Consider the following 16,427-nt stretch of genomic DNA (forward strand, 5'->3'; position numbering starts at 1 on the left):
TTAGACCTGGATTTCGGTGTTGTCGATGAGGCGGGTCTGCCCCACCTTCGCGGCGACGAGCAGGCGTGCGGGTCCTGCGTAGCCTTCCGGCAGTTCCTCGAGCCCCGGAGTGGTAACAGCCAAGTAATCGAGGTCGATCCCCTCCGCCGCCTTGAGCTGTGCCAATGCCGCGTCGTAACTCCCGGTTGCGAGCGCACGCGATAGCGCCAGCGCCGCCTCGTGCTCCCCATCGCTCAGGTAGCGGTTGCGCGAAGATAGCGCGAGCCCGTCGTCTTCGCGCACGATCGGGCAGCCGTGAACGCGCACCGGCAGGTGCAGGTCCTCAACCATCTGTCGGATGAGAGCCAGCTGCTGGTAGTCCTTCTCCCCGAAGAATGCGTCGGTCGCGCCGGTGAGCATGAACAACTTGGCCACCACGGTGAGCACGCCGCCGAAATGCGTCGGCCGAGTCTTTCCCTCCAACACCGATCCGAGCGGTCCCGGGTGGATCGTGGTGCGGGGGCCGTGGGGGTACATTGTCGACACGCTCGGCGCGAAGACTGCCTCCACTCCCTCGGCTTCGAGCTTTCTGAGATCCTCCTCGAGGGTACGCGTGTACGCATCCAGGTCTTCCCCCGGCGCGAATTGCAGGGGGTTGACGAAGATGCTCACCACCACCGGGTTGCCCACCTTCTGAGCTTCCCGGACGAGTGAGATGTGCCCGCTGTGCAGGGCACCCATGGTGGGTACGAGGGAGACCCCGGTGGCGTCGATAAGCGCTGCTTCAAGCTCCTGCGGAGTCCTAGTCAGTTGCGTCATGCGGCTCAGCGTATCGGTTGAGTGCGTCGAGGTGGCCTTCGAGGGCCCGTTCCCCTGCCTTGGTGAGAGTCACCCACACCGTATCCTTGGCTCGGGACGACCCGTATTCGCGGAATCGGGAGACATAGCCGTGCTCTTCTAGGACGCTGAGCTGTTTGGACAACGTCGCATCCGACAGATCGGTGATGTCGCGCAGTCGGGAGAATTTCATTTCGCGGCGAGTCGTGCCTTCCGTCGCACCGCCGGCACGCAGCGCCGCACAGATCTTCAGACGGTTGAGGGGGTGAATAACCGGATCGATCAATGGAACCTCCTCCACGTCAAGCCGTAGCCGGCGATCATCGCGACGGCGGCGATGATTCCCACGACGATGCCGACCGGTGTGTTCCCGTCCGGGTAGCGGTCCGCGAAGATCTGCATCCCGAGATACGCGATGGTGTAGAGCACCATGAACGACAGGAACCGCTTCCAGCTCCACGAATTCTCTTCTGACTGCACGTCCTGCTTCATCGCGGTGCGGACTGCGCGCCTACTCCCGCTCTCCAGGGCAATGATCACACCGAGAGAAACCAAAAGCGCGAGAAAACCCCACATATTGCCCGCAAGCAAAAGACCGAGGCCGAAACCGAATGTCAGTCCGACGGCCACGATCATGCCCCACGGAATTGGCGCGCTCGCGGCGCGCGCCTCAATATCGCGGACGGCCGCGAGCGATTCATTCACCTCGTCCTTGTTCATCACATCTCCCTTGTTTTCCATATTGACAAGTCTGACACTTTCCCGACTGGAAAACAAGCGGCTTCAGGCAATCGCACCACTTTGCGCTGGATAGCTGTAATTAATGCTGCTATTGTTTCGCATGTGACTGCATCCAAATTTTCCCGCCGCCGCTTTCTGGGTAGCGTATCCGCATTCGCCGCTATCGGGACGGCCGGCATCATCGGTGTGTCCCGCATCCCGTCCGCGGACGCCCAGAACCGGACCCCTGTGGGGACCGTCCTCGACTACGCAGCAGGCGTGCCATCCGGACGCTCGATCAGGGTTGCGGGCCACATGGGTGCCGTGCGCTATGTCTCCCAGCCGCGCCCCGACTCGGTGAGCTGGATGAAGGCGAAGCCTGTACGCCTGTCGGAGACACAGGACCTCGCCGCCAACGGACTGTTCACCGCCTCGGTGTACCAGTTCGGACGTGCCACCACCGCCGACTGGCTCACCGGTGCCGCAGGCGCCGCTGTCCACGCGCCGCAGGCGATCCAGCTCCACCGCGCCGCAGGCGGCCCGAACGGCGTCCCCATCTACGTCGCCATCGACGACAATCCGTCACGCGAGCAGTACACCAACCAGATCCGCCCCTACCTGCGCGCCTTCCAAGTCGCACTGACAGCTGCAGGCTTGAAGACCGGTGTGTACGGCAACTACAACACCATCCAGTGGTGCGTTGAAGACGGCATCGGCACGTATTTCTGGCAGCACGATTGGGGTTCGCAAGGCAAGCTGCACCCGCGGGCGAATATCCACCAGAAAGCCGGATGGCAGAAGCACATCGACGGCCACCTGTGCGACATCAACAACGTCTACACCGCAGACTGGGGCCAGTGGAAACCCGGCCGGAGCAGCACCCCGGCACCTGCCGCACAGCCTCAGCCGAATTCGCAGTCTCAAGCGCAGCCGCAGCCAGCTCCCGACTACCGCATCCCGGAGAATTCGTCGGTGCCGGACTTCTCCTCCAACCCCACTCCGCAGGGGATGTCGTCGGAGGCCCAGAACTTCGCACGCAACATCGATGCGCAGGACATCAAGAACGCCGCAGAATTCGCGCGCCAGTTCATCAAGTAACCTACTCTGCATGATCTGCATGAACTGACCGTCATGGACAGTTCTGCATGGACCGTTGAAAAAGCCGCCCTGCCTCAGATGAGGTCGGGCGGCTTGTCAGTTGATGCGGTTCAGTTTCTGCGGTTTAGTTGATGCGGACCTGGCCGCACAGAAATGTACGCACCAAGATGAACCCGCAGGATGAACGCACCAAGACGAACCCGCAGGCCTACCCCGGGAACTCCCGCGGGTCCTTGGACTGGCGGCTCCCCTGCACCTGATCAAGGCAGGCGACGTCTTCGCCGCTGAGCGCGACGTCGAGGGCACCGAAGTTCTCCGCGAGACGCTCCTGGTTGGCTGTCTTCGGAATGACCGAGATGCCGTGGGCGAGCAGGTGCGCCAAGGCGATCTGGCCCGGGGTGGCGTCGTGGGCCTCGGCGATCTCGGTGATCGCGGGCTCAGCGAGGATCTCTCCCCTGCCCAGCGGCGCCCATGCCTCGGTGAGAATGCCGTGGGCGACGTGGTAGTCGCGCAGCTCCGGCTGAGTGAACCCGGTGTGCAGCTCCACCTGGTTGACCGCGGGGGCGGTGCCGGTGGCCTCAATGATCTCGTCGAGGGTCTCCTCGTAGAAATTCGCCACGCCGACGGAGACGAGATCGCCGCGATCGCGGACGTCGATCAGCGCGCGGTAGGCGTCGACGAACGTGCCGTTTTGCGGCCACGGCCAGTGCACCATGAACAGGTCCAGGTATTCCAGCCCCATCCGCTTCAGGGATTCACCGAAAGCCTCAGCAGCGCGCGGCTGATCGTCGTTCCACACCTTCGAGGTGACAAAAAGGTCTTCGCGGGAGACGTCGCCGGCGCGGATTGCGTCGTTAAGCGCTTGCCCGACTGCTTCCTCGTTGCCGTACAGCGATGCGGTGTCGAAGTGGCGGTAGCCAACTTCAACCGCCCGGCGGACGAGCGCGACCGTGTCGGATGCGGGCCCGTCGAGCTTGTACGTGCCCAGCCCCAGCCGGGGCATGGTGGCGCCGCTGTTCAGCGTGAAAAACTCAGCGGCCGCCATTTAATTCGCCTCGAGCAAATCGATGACGAAGATCAGGGTGCGGCCGGACAGCGGGTGCCCGCCACCCGCCGGGCCGTAGGCCTTCTCCGGCGGGATGGTCAGCTGGCGGCGGCCGCCGACCTTCATGCCCGGGATGCCTTCCTGCCAGCCCTCGATGAGGCCGGCGAGCGGGAACTCGGCTGCTTCGCCGCGGTCCCACGAACTGTCGAACTCATCACCGGTCTTGTAATCCACACCCAGGTAGTGGACCTTGACCATGCCACCAGCTTGCGCTTCTTCGCCCTCCCCGATGACGAGGTCTTCGATCACGAGGTCCGTGGGTGCCGGCGCATTGGGTACGTCGATGGTCGGCTTGTCCATAAAAAGATTCTCCTTGACATTCGGTGCCGGAAACATGGAGGGCAAGATACGTCCCCCACGCAAAAACGCGACACCGTCGAAAAGATTACCGGGCCATTATAGGGGCGGTTTCTCCATTCGGCGGAATCGCGTGAGGTCTCGGGAGACTTTGCACCTGCCTCCCCTAGGCGGCGTTACCGCTGGTCGCGCGGAACGAACTCGCGCTGCGTTTCGCCGGTGTAGATCTGGCGCGGGCGGTTGATCTTGGAGTTCATCGCCAGCTGCTCACGGTAGTGTGCGATCCAGCCCGGGAGACGGCCGATGGCGAACAGGACGGTGAAGAAGTCCGTCGGGAAGCCCATCGCGCGGTAGATCAGGCCGGTGTAGAAGTCCACGTTCGGGTACAGCTTGCGCTCGATGAAGTAGTCGTCGTTGAGAGCGATCTCCTCGAGCTCCATCGCCAGGTCGAGCAGACTGTCGCCGCCGAGGTGCTGGAGAACCTCGTGCGCGGACTCCTTCACGATCGCGGCGCGCGGATCGTAGTTCTTGTACACGCGGTGGCCGAAGCCCATTAGGCGGACACCCTTCTCCTTGTTCTTCACGCGGTTCATGAAGTCGGAGGCGTCACCGCCGTTGTTCTGCTGGATGTCCTCGAGCATTTCCAGGACAGCCTGGTTAGCGCCGCCGTGCAGCGGACCGGCCAGGGCGTTGATGCCGCCGGCGATGGAGACGAACATGTTCGCCTGCGCGGAGGCGATCATGCGGACCGTCGAGGTGGAGCAGTTCTGCTCGTGGTCGGCGTGTAGGATGAGCAGCTTATCCAGGGCGTTGACCACGACCGGATCGACCTCGTACGGCTCAGTCGGGTAGCCGAACATCATGCGCAGGAAGTTCTCCCGCGGGTTCAGGGCGTTGTTCGGGTACATGTACGGCTTGCCCTGGGATGCGCGGTAGGCGTACGCCGCGAGCATGGGCACCTTAGCCATCAGGCGTACGGTGGCCTTGTCCAGCTGCTCCTCGTTCAGCGGGTCCAGCTGGTCCTGGTAGTAGGCGGAAAGAATGTTCACCGAGGAAGCGAGCACAGCCATCGGGTGCGCGTCGCGCGGGAAGACGTTAAACGCGGCCTTGAAATCCTCGTCCAGCAGGGTGTGGTGGCGGATGTTGTTGTTGAAGGCCTCGAGCTGCTCCGTGCTCGGCAGCTCACCGTTGATGAGCAGGTAGGAGACCTCGTTGAAGGTGGCCTTGTTCGCCAGGTCGGCGATGTCGTAGCCGCGGTAGCGCAGGATGCCCTGGTCGCCGTCGATGTAGGTGATCTTGGACTCGGTCGAACCGGTGGAGACATACCCCGGATCGAAGGTGACCAGGCCGGTCTCGCCTAGGAGGTTGCCTAGGACGAAGCCGTCGTTGCCCTCGGTGGCACGGATGAGATCCATCTCATATTCGCCGCCGGGGTAATGAAGTACCGCTTTGTCCTGATTATCAGAAGCCACAGTGAACCTTTCACAGAGTCGTTGGGCGGCGCAGGCCCGGCTCCGGTGCGACCTCCGTTAACAGCGTGAGTCGCCGGTGCACATAAGCATGCGCCGAAATTGACATGAGACAACTCTATCAGCAGATGTGACAACCGCGACACTGTTTCGTGCACGCAAGACTCACCACAGACCCCATTGCCTAACCGGTCGCTTGATTCCACATGACGGGAGGGCTGTTTCAGTTAAGGTGAACGGAATACCGGATTGACACGTGCAATGACAAGGATGACGAGAAGAAGGTGCCTTCCATGACTGACTACCCCGCACTGCCCGCAGAATTCGCTCCCGGCGACGGCCGTTTCGGCTGCGGCCCGTCCAAGGTGCGCCCCTCCCAGATCGAGGCGCTGAGCAAGGGTGCGGTCACCGTCATGGGCACCTCCCACCGCCAGCCGGAGGTGAAGAACCTGGTCGGCCACGTCCGCGAGGGGCTGGCCGACCTGTTCTCCCTGCCTGACGGGTACGAGATCGTGCTCTCGCTGGGCGGCGCCACCGCGTTCTGGGACGCGGCGACGTTCGGCCTGATCGAGAACAAGTCGGCGCATCTGACGTACGGCGAGTTCTCCTCCAAGTTCGCCAAGGCGTCCAAGCTGGCCCCGTGGCTGGAGGAGCCTGTGGTCGTCGAGTCGGAGCCCGGCACCGCGCCGGAACCGGCCGCGCTCGACAGCACTGACGCGGATGTCGTCGCGTGGGCGCACAATGAGACATCTACCGGCACGATGGTTCCGGTCACCCGCCCGGACACCGACGCGCTCGTGCTTATCGACGCCACGTCCGGCGCCGGCGGCCTGCCCGTCGATATCTCCCAGACGGATGCTTACTACTTCTCCCCGCAAAAATCCTTCGCCTCCGACGGCGGCCTGTGGTTGGCCGCGATGAGCCCGGCCGCGATCGAGCGCATCGCCAAGATCAACGAATCCGGCCGTTTCATCCCGGCCTTCCTGGATCTGCAGACGGCGGTGGACAATTCCCGGAAGAACCAGACGTACAACACCCCGGCCGTGGGCACGCTGTTGATGCTCGCAGACCAGGTCAAGTGGATGAACGAGAACGGTGGACTCGCCGGGATGGTCGAGCGCACCCGCGCTAATTCGCAGGCCCTGTACTCCTGGGCGGAAAGCCACGAGCACGCGACTCCGTTCGTCGCGGACCCCGACAAGCGCTCCTACGTCGTGGGCACGATCGATTTCGACGATGCCATCGACGCGGCTGAGGTGGCGAAGGCGTTGCGCGCCAACGGTGTCGTCGACACCGAGCCGTACCGCAAGCTTGGCCGCAACCAGCTGCGCATCGGCATGTTCCCGGCCATCGACACCGAGGATGTGACCAAGCTGACCGGCGCGATCGACTTCCTGTTGAGTCAGGGAGTCGGCGTGAAGTAACCGGGTTCCGGCTCTTCCATCAGTTAAAGTGTGTCTGTGAATGACACCGGTGTAAGGAGTTGGGGATGCGCGAGCTCTTTGTAGTTGCAGAAGAATCGACGGATACCGTCTGGGTGCTGCGCACCGAAGACGGTGAACGGTTCCGCATCCCCCGCGCCGACCTCCGCGAGGCAGGCGATCCGGCCCCCGTACTGTTCGAAGCCGAGCGCGATTATTCCGGCGGCGGCTACACCGACGCCTTCGACAACTCCAGCGACGACTACGAGCTCGTCGACGCCGAGCTTGTCGACGAACCTTCCCGCCCCACTTTCACCGTCTACTCGGGCAACGATCCCGAGCCGGAGGAAGCGGAAGGCTCCGCAGAAACCGAAAAGCCAGCGGAGCCCGCCGAATCCGAGGAGCCCGCCGAAACGACCGAGGCCTCCGAACCCGCCGCCCCGGAAATGCAGGTGGAGGAACCTGAACGGGAGGAGCCGGTCCGCACCCCGGTGGAACCGGACCCGCTGTTCTCCACTCCCCTGTCGCTGCGCCCGAACGAGATTCAGGCCCGCATCCGGGCCGGGGCAGACGCCGCAACGTTGGCCGGGGAAATGGGTGTGGCGGAAAGCCGCATCGAGCCTTATGCGCACCCGGTGCTGCTCGAGCGCGCCCAAGTGGCCGAGGCCGCGAAGCAGTCGCACCCGGTCCGCGCCGACGGCACTGCGCCCGACACACTTTTCGAGGTGCTGGCACTGGCCTTCGCCGCCCGCGGACACGCACTGTCCGAGGCCACCTGGGACGCCGTGCGCGAAGCCGGCGAACCGTGGGTTGTGCGCGTGACATGGCAGGCAGGCCTCCAAGAGCACAGCGCCGAATGGTTCTTCCGCCGCTCCATGGGCAGCCCCGCCACCACCGAGCCGCGCGACCCGGTCGCCGCGGACCTCATCGACCCGTCCTTCGCCCAGCCGGTCCGCTCGCTGTCCGCGCACAACGGGTACGAGCCGGATCAGGAGCTGGAGCAGGGCCACGACGGACACATGGTGCACCAGGTGCGCGAGGTCGAGGATGGTGAGCAGAACGCGGACGAGGACCAGTCCACGTCGCAGACCCGCCCGAATGTCTTCGCCGAGGGCGAGTTCCTGCAGAATCCTGATGCAGAAGACAAACCGCAAAAGCGCCGCCGCAAGGCCGTCACCCCGCATTGGGAAGATGTCCTGCTCGGTGTGCGCACGAACACGAAACGCCCGAAATAGTACTGCGGGCCCAGGACGAGGATCATTGCCATGAGCTTCCCAGCGGTAGTCACATTCTGGTACGTCGGCGCGACAAACCCCGCCGCCGTGCTCGAGGCTGAGCCAAAAGCCGACCGGGGCTTCGGCCGAAAGCTGCTCTCCCAGCTCAACCCTCGTTGGCCCATCACCCCGATCGGGCAGTTCCCGCTGAACCGCTCCACGAAGCCCTCGCGGGCCGAGTTTTACATTGCCGGCTACCCCGGCGTGGCAGTGCTGCAGACATTCATCGAGGAGTGCGGAAAACTCTCGGACGTCTCCCCCGACCTGCTCACGGCCATTCCGGCCGACGACGTCTACGTTTTCGCCGAAGGCATCGGCGACGGCACCGGTTACGGCGGATTCGCGCACTTCACAGATGAGACTGCCACCCGCAGCCTGTGCGCCACCCGCACGGCTCTGATAGAAGATCTGGGCCTGCCCGAGCCTTTCGAGGCCCCCTTCTGGGCAGGCGAGCGCGCCGAGCAAATCGGCGGCATTTCCCTGCCGTTTGAACCGGTGGATCTCATGCACGCGGCTGAGAGCGCATGGTTGGGCGTGGACGTCTCTCCTTCCGGGCCCGATATCAACGTGGTGGGGTACGCGGTGGACGGACGCCCGGAACCGAAGGTGGAACCACGGAAGCAACCCACGAAGGATGTCGCGGAGGTCGCCGCTAAGTTCTCCAGCCCGAGCGCGGATTACGACGACTACGAGGAGACCGGCGACGAGGACCAGGGTGGGGAATTCGCCCAGCTCGCCGAGGCCTCAGCGGCTGCCGCCCGACGCATCGGCCGGGATCTGACCCGCCGCTGGCGCGACCTGAAGGACACCGTGGTGGAGAAAATCCGGCACTCGGACCGTTAGCCGCTAGCGGGAAAACGACCTGTCGCGCTCGTAGAACGCGATGGCCGCCGAGGTGGCCACGTTCAGGGAATCGGTGCCGTTGGCCATCGGTATGCGGGCGCGGATGTCGGTTGCGCGCATGGCGTGCTCCGTCAGTCCGGGTCCTTCGCCGCCGACAAGGAGGGCGACCTTCTTGTGGGGAGCGCCGGTGGCGTCGATAAGCGCGTCCGCGAGATGCTCCGCACGCTCGTCCGGCGTGAGGGAGACCAAGTGGAATCCCGCCTCGCGGAGCTGCTCGAGGGAACGCTGCCAGGTGGTCACGGTTCCGTCGAGATGCGCGAACGGCAGGCGCAGCACATGCCCCATGGACACGCGCACGCTGCGGCGGTAGAGCGGATCAGCGGTGCCCGCCCCGAGGAGCACACCGTCGATGCCCATGCCGGCGGCGTTGCGGAAAATCGAGCCGATATTCTCGTGGTCCCCCACTCCCTCGAGAACGACGAGGGTGCGCGCGTCCATGAGTTCGTCGACGGACCGCTCCGGGGCGCGGTCGGCCACCGCAATGATTCCGCGGTGCATGTCGTATCCGGCAACGTCGGCCAGCAGTTCGCGGGTGACCACGTAGACCGGGACGTCGACAGGCGGCAGACCCGCTTCCTCCCGCTGGGCGAAGAAAGTGGTGAGTTTCTTCTCGAATCCGACGACGCACCGCAGCGGATAGCGCGAATCGATCACCCGCCCGCCGACGAGCGGCCCTTCGCCGAACACGAGCCCCTTGGCGTTGTCCATCGTCTTGAGGTCGCGGACATCGTCGAGGCGCGGATCGGCCGAGTCGGTGATGTGGATCATGGGGTTAGGAAACCGCGGCCATGATCGGGTCCATGGCGAAGAACACCACGAACAGGGCGGAAATCAGCCACATGATCCAGTGGACCTCCTTCGCCTTGCCCGCGAAGACGGAGAAGACTGCGAAGGTGATGAAGCCGATGCCGATGCCGTCGGCGATGGAGTACGTGAACGGCATGGCCACGATGGTCAGGAAGGACGGCAAGGCGATGTGGAACTGCGTCCAGTCGATCTCGGTGATCTGCATCATCATCAGGGCACCGACAATGACCAGCACCGGGGCAGCGGCCTCGATGGGCACGATCTCGTAGAGCGGAGTGAAGAACATCGCCGCTAGGAACAGCAGGCCGGTAACGATGTTGGCCAGGCCGGTGCGTGCGCCGTCTGCGATGCCCGCCGAGGAATCGACGTAGACCGTCGCCGACGAGGCGGAACCCGCCCCACCGACGACAGCGCCGAGGCCCTCGACAACGAGCGCCTTCTTCATGTCCGGCAGCTCGCCCCGCTCATTGTTGAGGCCGGCCTGACGTCCGAGCGCCGTCATGGTGCCCATGGCGTCGAAGAAATTCGCCAGCACGAGCGTGAAGACCAGCAGCGAGGCGGTCACGACACCGATATGGGTGAACGCCCCGATGATGTCCACCTTGCCCACGATGGACAGGTCCGGAACGCCACCGAAGGAATCCGGGAGGCTCGGAACCGCGAGGTTCCAGCCCGTCGGGCCATTATCGGCGGAGGATCCTGCACCGGTGGCCGCCTCGACGATCATGGCGATGACGGTGTTGATCACGATGCCGATGAACAGCCCGCCCGGGGTCTGGCGGGCGACCATGAAGCCGCAGATGAACAGACCGAGGATGAACACCAGCGTCGGCCAGGACGCGATGGAACCGTTGATGCCCAGCTGGACCGGGACAGTGGTCATCGCGGCATCCGGGATGCGGCGGACAAAGCCGGAGTCGACGAAGCCGATCAAGGAAATGAACATGCCGATGCCCACACCGATCGCGGCCTTCATTGAGGGCGGGATCGCCCGGAAGACAGCGGTACGGAAGCCGGAGACCGCGAGAATGACGATGATGATGCCGTCGATGACCACAAGGCCCATCGCCTCAGGCCAGGTCAGCCCCTCGGTGCCGACAAGTGTGACGGCGACGAGGGTGTTGATGCCCAAGCCGGCGGCGATGCCGAACGGGTAATTGGCGATCGCACCGAACAGGATGCACATGATGCCGGCGACCAGCGCGGTCGCGGTGGCGACCTGCGGGATGCCCAGGACAGTGCCCGCGGAGTCCTCGCCCGTCCCCAGGATCAGCGGGTTGAGCAGAACAATGTAGGCCATCGCGAAGAACGTGACCACACCCGCACGCACTTCGCGGCCAACAGTCGAGCCGCGTTCGGAAATGTGGAAGAACCGGTCCAGACCGGAGGCCTGGCCTGCTTCGTTCTTCGTCTCGGCCACCTTGGTGGAACCGGACGTTTGCGTCGTGTCACTCACTGTGATTCCCCTGACGTTTGCATGTCAACAACGGCAATAGCGTCCCACTCACAGCATAAAAAACAAAATGGTGGACTCCCACAAGGAATCCGGGGCGGGGGTCAGTAGAGGGGCTTCTCGTCGTCGTAAAGCTCGCTGCGCGGTGTCGCGTCCTCGCTGTCGATCTTGGTCTCCGAGTGCGCGCCGCACCCGTACACAGCGGAAACGACGTGGCCGTCCGCGGAGTATTCGTTCGCGCAAATGCCGAAGTTCTTCCCCACGGGTTCCGCCGCCGGAATATAGAAAGCACACGTGCGGCACTGCAGCGCCGCCTTGGAGGCGTGCTCAGAATTCGGGCCGAATTCGCCGCGGCGCCACCGCTGCTTCGCGTTCTTGAGGCCCGTCGTGGTGAGGTACTGGTTGGTCTCCCGGCCGATGAAGACAACCGCGTCTTTTGAGAAGGAGTCGTCCGTCAGGCGCTCATCGTCGGGAGCCGGCTCCATCACATCGCCTGGCCCGAGATCGCCGGGGCGCAGACGTTCGGTGTACGGAACCCAATCGGGCGCCTGCAGAGCATCGCCCGTTGGCGCGGGCACAAGCGCGACCTCGTTGACCGTGATGTGGTCCGAGCCCGTCGCGCACGCGACCACCGCGTTCCACTCCCACCCGGAGTAGCCGGGAACATCCGCCTTGAAGCGGTGGGTGGCCACATTCGCGTTCAAACCGAACACGCCGATGTGGTCGCCGACTTCACCTTGGTCGAGCTCGAGCAGAGCGTCGCGCGCGATCGTCACGGCGCGGTCGCCGAGCAAGGGTCCTGCTTTCTTCTCGCTTCTTCTCCGGGGCACGCTCACTATTATGGCTGACGCTGTTGCAAGATAGACCGTATGGCTCGACTTCCCGACACCGCCGCGCACTTTTCTTCCGTGCCCGCCGTCTCCACAGTCTCCGCTGTGGCGCTGCTGTCCCTCCTGGCCGCGTGCAGCCCCACGGATTCCGGAGGCAGCACCAGCAGCTCCATCACCGGAGCACCTGCGGCTTCCGGGGAGCCGGAGAAGCTGACGGCGAAAATCGTCGGGACTTACCCTTTCGACGCCACGAGCTTCACCCAGGGACTCGAAGTCGCGCCCGACGGCACGCTCTACGTGGCCACCGGCATGCAGGGCCAGTCGCGGATCTACCGCACCACGGCCGACGGCGTGCAGGGGGCGAGCAAGGATCTCGAACCGGAATTCTTCGGCGAGGGGATCACGCGCGTGCGCGACCATGTGTGGCAGCTGACCTGGCAGAACAACACCGCGATCAAGCGCGACGCGGAAACACTCGACGAGCTCGACCGCACGACGTTCACGGGTGAAGGGTGGGGGCTGTGCTACCGGGAGGACGCCGGCGAGGTGATTTTCTCCGACGGCACCGACGAGCTTCGCCGCATGGACCCGGAGACGCTCGAAGAGCGCGGCCGTTTCACCGTCACGGACCAGGGTTCCCCCGTCACGGGCATCAACGAGCTTGAGTGCGTCGGTGACGACATTTACGCCAACGTGTTCACCACGACGGATATCGTGCGCATCAACGCAGAATCGGGAGCGGTGGAAGCGCTTATCGACGCATCCGGTCTCCCCAACAACGCCACCCCCGACCCGAACCATGTGCTGAACGGGATCGCGCGCATCCCGGGCACCGACGGCGAGTTCTACTTGACTGGCAAGCGCTGGCCGGACATGTACCAGGTCACCTTCGAACCGGAATAGCACGCCCCGCCGCTAGACTGTTCAAGCATGGCGGAAAGCAAGAAGGACAGCAACGTGAACGGCACAACCGGAAAATCGAGCACTGCCCTGACGGTGACCCTCATCGCCGTCGCGGTCGTGGCCATTGTCGCCGGCCTGTATTTCTTCTTGACCTGGCAGCAGTCCCGCCCCGCCACCCCGCCAGACCAGATCGAGGTCACCGCGGCCGCCGGGGACACAGATGTCTCAGCCACGCCGTTCAGCGTGTGCGAGTTCGGCGCGCAGTGCCCGGAGGGCGAGGTGGCGCGTATCGACGCCGCCGGCGCCGAGTCCGTCCGCATCACTGTGCCGAAGGAGGTCGGCCAGCAGCAGTGGTCGGTGCTCAGCATTTACGACGATCCGGCGGCCAACACCGAGCGCACCTTCACTCCCGGCGAGGCTACCGACGTGGACATTCCCGTGACCGCACAGAAGGACGGCAACGACACCGGGCTTGTGGTCATCGAGGTGTCCACTCTCCTTGTCGGCAAGGACGGTGAAGGCGAAGAAACCCCCGTCGTGACCACATGGGCGTTCACGACGGAGGCTGAATAGTTAGGGCTGGACTAGACGTCGAGCTCCTTGGCCACGGCGCGCAGAATCTCCGCGATCTGGCGGGATTCCTTGCGCTCCGGGTAGCGGCCCGCGTCGAGCGCCGGCTGTACCTGCGTTTCGAGCATGGACATCACGTCTGCGAGCATGCTGGCCAGTTCCTCGGGCTTGCGGCGGTGCACCGGGCGGCGGCGCGGCTCGTCGAGGACCTTCACGCGCAGCGCTTGGGGGCCGCGGCGGCCGGCGGCGAAATCGAATTCGATCCGCTGGCCCGGGAAGAGCTCGTCCACTCCGTCGGGCAGGACGTTCTTGCCCACGTAGACATCCTCGTCCCCCGGGTTGGAAGCGAAGCCGAAGCCCTTGTCGGCATCAAACCACTTCACTTTTCCTACTGGCATGCGTGTTCACCACCGATAGTCGAAAGAATTCAAAGAGTACAGTCTAGCGCGCGTCGCGTGCACGGCCTAGCCGGCAAATCCGACACGCCCAACACAGCAAGTGTGCCGCACGTCACTAAAAATGCCTTTTTCGCAGGTGAAGACTTCGATCTGTCAATGCCTCGAAGTCACATCTTTCACATGTTTCACAATTCGTGTCGGTAACGTGACGCAATCGTTATAAACAGATACAGTTTTGGCCATGCCCCGAACACGGGCGTGACCTTAAACGCCGCCAGCCACGTTCAGTTTTGTCCGGCTGGCGGAGCAAAAGCGAACAGAAATTCGCAGAATTGCCCAAGGTACACAAGTTCATAGGACAAAAGCGGGGGACCCACCCGCACGTGAAAAACCGTGCACCGCGGAGAGATCCGCTCGGGGTGAAGCCGCCGAGCGCGGCCAGGCGACCACGACCTCAGCCTGAACCCGACAGCTCACCTCGCAGACGTACAACAAGAGAGGAAACACACCCGCATGGGACGTCACAGCAAGCAGAACCGCAACCTGACCACCAAGGCAGTCGCTGGCGCTACCGCAGCTCTGGCCACCACCGCTCTGATCAGCCCGATGGCCTCCGCCGCCCCGGATTCCGACTGGGACCGTCTCGCGCAGTGCGAGGCCGGCGGCAACTGGAACATCAACACCGGTAACGGCTACTACGGCGGCCTGCAGTTCAACGCCGGCACGTGGCGCGCATACGGCGGCAACGAGTTCGCTCCCCTGCCGCACCAGGCCACCCGCGAGCAGCAGATCGCTGTCGCTGAGCGCACCCTCGCTAAGCAGGGCTGGGGCGCATGGCCGGCATGCTCCGCGCGTCTGGGCCTGAATTCCGCTCCGACCCCGCGCAACGCCTCCGCCAACAAGCCGGCCCCGAAGCCGGCGGCAGCTCCGGCAGCGAAGCCCGCCGCCCAGAAGACGACCGCCAAGAAGAGCGCTGAGCTCGAGGTCGACGCCGTGTACAACTCCATCACCCGCGAGCTGAACAACCGCGGCATCGCCGTCCCGCCCCAGGTCACCGCAACCTACAAGGCCAACCGCAACGACTACAACGCCTTCTACACCGCCAACAAGGCGCTCGTCGACGCTGTTCTCGCAGGCGACACAGCCGCCATCGCGGCCGCTGCCCAGTCCGACTTCAACAACTACGTCTCCGACCTGAAGACGCAGTACATGGGCTAAACGGCTAAGCCTCCACCTGAGAGCTAAACGCCAAAAAGGGCGCTCTCCCCCACCCGCGGGGAAGAGCGCCCTTTCAGTTTGGTCAAGGTGCGGCAGCCCAGTCTACTTTACGACCGTGATCTGCCAGCCCGCATCCTGCTTCTGCACGAAGTCCTTCACACCGTGGCCGTTGTCAGCGGCCCACTGCGGGATGGACTCGGTGGCCTGGGTGCAGTCGAAGTCGATGACGAGCTCTTCACCCGGCTCAAGCTCGGCCATGGCCTGCTTCGCCTCGATGAGCGGGAACGGGCACACCGCACCGAGAGTGTCCAGGGCGTAACGCCCGTTGCCCAGCGGACGCGCGCTCGTGGCCTGCTTCGGCTTCGTTTTCAGGCCGACGCCGGCGGAAGCGGAGACGATGTTGAACTTCGCTGCAGGAGCGGCAGGAGCCTCTTCGCTGACCGCTCCGGCGAGCTCAGGTGCGCTGATCGACTCGTCGGTGGTGTACACGCCCGCGTCGGCAGTTCCCTGTTTCACGCCGGACGGCTTCAGCCACCGCTTCGCACCGACGTAGACGCCGAGCGCAATGAACGCCAGCGCGACCCAGCCCTGGTAGCTGAACAACGACGTCTGGACCATGCCGTTGCCGACGGTGCAGCCGCCGGCCAGGGAGGCGCCGACGCCCATTCCGATGCCGCCGAAGATGGCGCGGACGGAGGTGACGGCATCCGGAACGCGGACACGGAATTCACCGGAGACCTTCGCGGCAATATAGGAGCCGACCAGAATGCCGAGCACAAGGAGGGTTCCCCAGTTGAGGAACTTACTCTCACCGGTGGTGATGTAGCTCATCAGGTGGGCGGACGGGGTGGTGATGCCCAGGCCGTCGTTTCGGCCGGTCGCCGCCGACAGAGGCCATGCCAGCACGCCGAGCAAGCCGATGCCAGCGCCGGCAGTGCACGGGGTGCAGCGGCTTGCGATACCAGGACTGGTCCAGCGTCACCTTCGACCGCGCTGCATCACGATGCCGAGCGCCACACCGACCGCCATGCCGGTCACAACCATGGAAACCTCCAGTGAATCTATCGAGTTCTCTAAACACCGGGAAGTCTACAACCAGTGAACCAATCAGTCTATATAGACCTAGAAGTTAGAATACAGCTCTG

The 16,427-nt window shown here is 64.2% G+C and carries 17 protein-coding genes, 1 pseudogene and 1 riboswitch; of the genes and pseudogenes, 7 read left to right on the forward strand and 11 right to left on the reverse strand.

Annotation, left to right across the window (positions count from 1 at the left end; genetic code table 11):
• The 3 genes from panC to QYR03_RS04895 are packed head-to-tail and all read right to left on the reverse strand — an operon-like array spanning position 1 to position 1,557.
• A complete protein-coding gene (gene panC, locus QYR03_RS04885; RefSeq protein ID WP_301713337.1) occupies positions 1 to 798 on the reverse strand; it encodes a pantoate--beta-alanine ligase in 798 nt (265 codons plus the stop codon).
• The gene (locus QYR03_RS04890) at positions 782 to 1,102 is read right to left on the reverse strand and encodes a transcriptional regulator (protein WP_301713338.1); all 321 of its coding nucleotides are present in this window, start codon (positions 1,100 to 1,102) and stop codon (positions 782 to 784) included. Before QYR03_RS04890 ends, panC begins: the two co-directional genes overlap by 17 nt.
• On the reverse strand, positions 1,099 to 1,557 hold the full coding sequence (locus QYR03_RS04895; protein WP_301713339.1) for a hypothetical protein: 459 nt from the start codon (positions 1,555 to 1,557) through the stop codon (positions 1,099 to 1,101). The genes QYR03_RS04890 and QYR03_RS04895 overlap by 4 nt, the downstream gene beginning before the upstream one ends.
• A gap of 102 nt (positions 1,558 to 1,659) precedes the next feature.
• On the opposite strand from QYR03_RS04895, the gene QYR03_RS04900 reads away from it, so the two are divergent.
• A complete protein-coding gene (locus QYR03_RS04900) occupies positions 1,660 to 2,634 on the forward strand; it encodes a DUF1906 domain-containing protein (protein ID WP_301713340.1) in 975 nt (324 codons plus the stop codon).
• Between the two features lie 208 nt (positions 2,635 to 2,842).
• Here QYR03_RS04900 and QYR03_RS04905 read toward each other — a convergent pair whose 3' ends face one another.
• The 3 genes from QYR03_RS04905 to QYR03_RS04915 form a co-directional block, all read right to left on the reverse strand.
• Positions 2,843 to 3,679 (reverse strand): aldo/keto reductase, encoded by an 837-nt coding sequence (locus tag QYR03_RS04905; RefSeq protein WP_301713341.1) that lies wholly within the window; start codon positions 3,677 to 3,679, stop codon positions 2,843 to 2,845.
• Positions 3,680 to 4,039: an FKBP-type peptidyl-prolyl cis-trans isomerase gene (locus QYR03_RS04910; RefSeq protein WP_301713342.1), complete on the reverse strand. Its 360-nt coding sequence runs from the start codon at positions 4,037 to 4,039 to the stop codon at positions 3,680 to 3,682.
• Positions 4,040 to 4,212: 173 nt separating this feature from the next.
• Positions 4,213 to 5,508, reverse strand: a complete 1,296-nt coding sequence (locus QYR03_RS04915; protein WP_301713343.1) for a citrate synthase — start codon at positions 5,506 to 5,508, stop codon at positions 4,213 to 4,215.
• Between the two features lie 290 nt (positions 5,509 to 5,798).
• Between QYR03_RS04915 and serC the strand changes: the two genes are divergently transcribed.
• The 3 genes from serC (at position 5,799) to QYR03_RS04930 (ending at position 9,043) form a co-directional block, all read left to right on the forward strand.
• On the forward strand, positions 5,799 to 6,929 hold the full coding sequence (gene serC / locus QYR03_RS04920; protein WP_301713344.1) for a phosphoserine transaminase: 1,131 nt from the start codon (positions 5,799 to 5,801) through the stop codon (positions 6,927 to 6,929).
• A 65-nt stretch (positions 6,930 to 6,994) separates the two neighbouring features.
• Positions 6,995 to 8,161 (forward strand): septation protein SepH, encoded by a 1,167-nt coding sequence (gene sepH, locus QYR03_RS04925; RefSeq protein WP_301713345.1) that lies wholly within the window; start codon positions 6,995 to 6,997, stop codon positions 8,159 to 8,161.
• A gap of 30 nt (positions 8,162 to 8,191) precedes the next feature.
• On the forward strand, positions 8,192 to 9,043 hold the full coding sequence (locus tag QYR03_RS04930) for a hypothetical protein (RefSeq protein ID WP_301713346.1): 852 nt from the start codon (positions 8,192 to 8,194) through the stop codon (positions 9,041 to 9,043).
• A gap of 3 nt (positions 9,044 to 9,046) precedes the next feature.
• On the opposite strand, the gene QYR03_RS04935 is transcribed toward QYR03_RS04930, so the two are convergent.
• The 3 genes from QYR03_RS04935 to QYR03_RS04945 all read right to left on the reverse strand — a co-directional run bounded on the left by QYR03_RS04935 (position 9,047) and on the right by QYR03_RS04945 (position 12,193).
• A complete protein-coding gene (locus QYR03_RS04935) occupies positions 9,047 to 9,871 on the reverse strand; it encodes an RNA methyltransferase (RefSeq protein ID WP_301713347.1) in 825 nt (274 codons plus the stop codon).
• A gap of 4 nt (positions 9,872 to 9,875) precedes the next feature.
• Positions 9,876 to 11,330, reverse strand: coding sequence for an NCS2 family permease (locus QYR03_RS04940; protein ID WP_301713364.1), 1,455 nt, complete (start codon positions 11,328 to 11,330; stop codon positions 9,876 to 9,878).
• 137 nt (positions 11,331 to 11,467) lie between these two features.
• On the reverse strand, positions 11,468 to 12,193 hold the full coding sequence (locus QYR03_RS04945) for a DUF3027 domain-containing protein (protein WP_301713348.1): 726 nt from the start codon (positions 12,191 to 12,193) through the stop codon (positions 11,468 to 11,470).
• A 39-nt stretch (positions 12,194 to 12,232) separates the two neighbouring features.
• Here QYR03_RS04945 and QYR03_RS04950 point away from each other — a divergent pair, with 39 nt between their 5' ends.
• Positions 12,233 to 13,096: a glutaminyl-peptide cyclotransferase gene (locus QYR03_RS04950; protein WP_301713349.1), complete on the forward strand. Its 864-nt coding sequence runs from the start codon at positions 12,233 to 12,235 to the stop codon at positions 13,094 to 13,096.
• A gap of 27 nt (positions 13,097 to 13,123) precedes the next feature.
• Positions 13,124 to 13,669, forward strand: coding sequence for a DUF2771 domain-containing protein (locus tag QYR03_RS04955; protein ID WP_301713350.1), 546 nt, complete (start codon positions 13,124 to 13,126; stop codon positions 13,667 to 13,669).
• A gap of 11 nt (positions 13,670 to 13,680) precedes the next feature.
• Here the strand turns inward: QYR03_RS04955 and QYR03_RS04960 are convergent, their stop codons facing one another.
• Positions 13,681 to 14,064, reverse strand: a complete 384-nt coding sequence (locus QYR03_RS04960; RefSeq protein ID WP_301713351.1) for a cold-shock protein — start codon at positions 14,062 to 14,064, stop codon at positions 13,681 to 13,683.
• Between the two features lie 331 nt (positions 14,065 to 14,395).
• Positions 14,396 to 14,569: riboswitch (cyclic di-AMP (ydaO/yuaA leader) on the forward strand.
• 8 nt (positions 14,570 to 14,577) lie between these two features.
• Here QYR03_RS04960 and QYR03_RS04965 point away from each other — a divergent pair.
• Complete coding sequence (locus tag QYR03_RS04965) at positions 14,578 to 15,282, forward strand: resuscitation-promoting factor Rpf1 domain-containing protein (RefSeq protein WP_301713352.1); 705 nt, start codon at positions 14,578 to 14,580, stop codon at positions 15,280 to 15,282.
• A gap of 102 nt (positions 15,283 to 15,384) precedes the next feature.
• On the opposite strand, the pseudogene QYR03_RS04970 reads toward QYR03_RS04965, so the two are convergent.
• Positions 15,385 to 16,218: pseudogene (locus QYR03_RS04970) on the reverse strand (YeeE/YedE thiosulfate transporter family protein); the annotation flags it as partial.
• Positions 16,219 to 16,427 lie beyond the last annotated feature (209 nt).

It is taken from the genome of Corynebacterium sp. P4-C1 (genome assembly GCF_030503595.1).
Taxonomy (GTDB): domain Bacteria; phylum Actinomycetota; class Actinomycetes; order Mycobacteriales; family Mycobacteriaceae; genus Corynebacterium.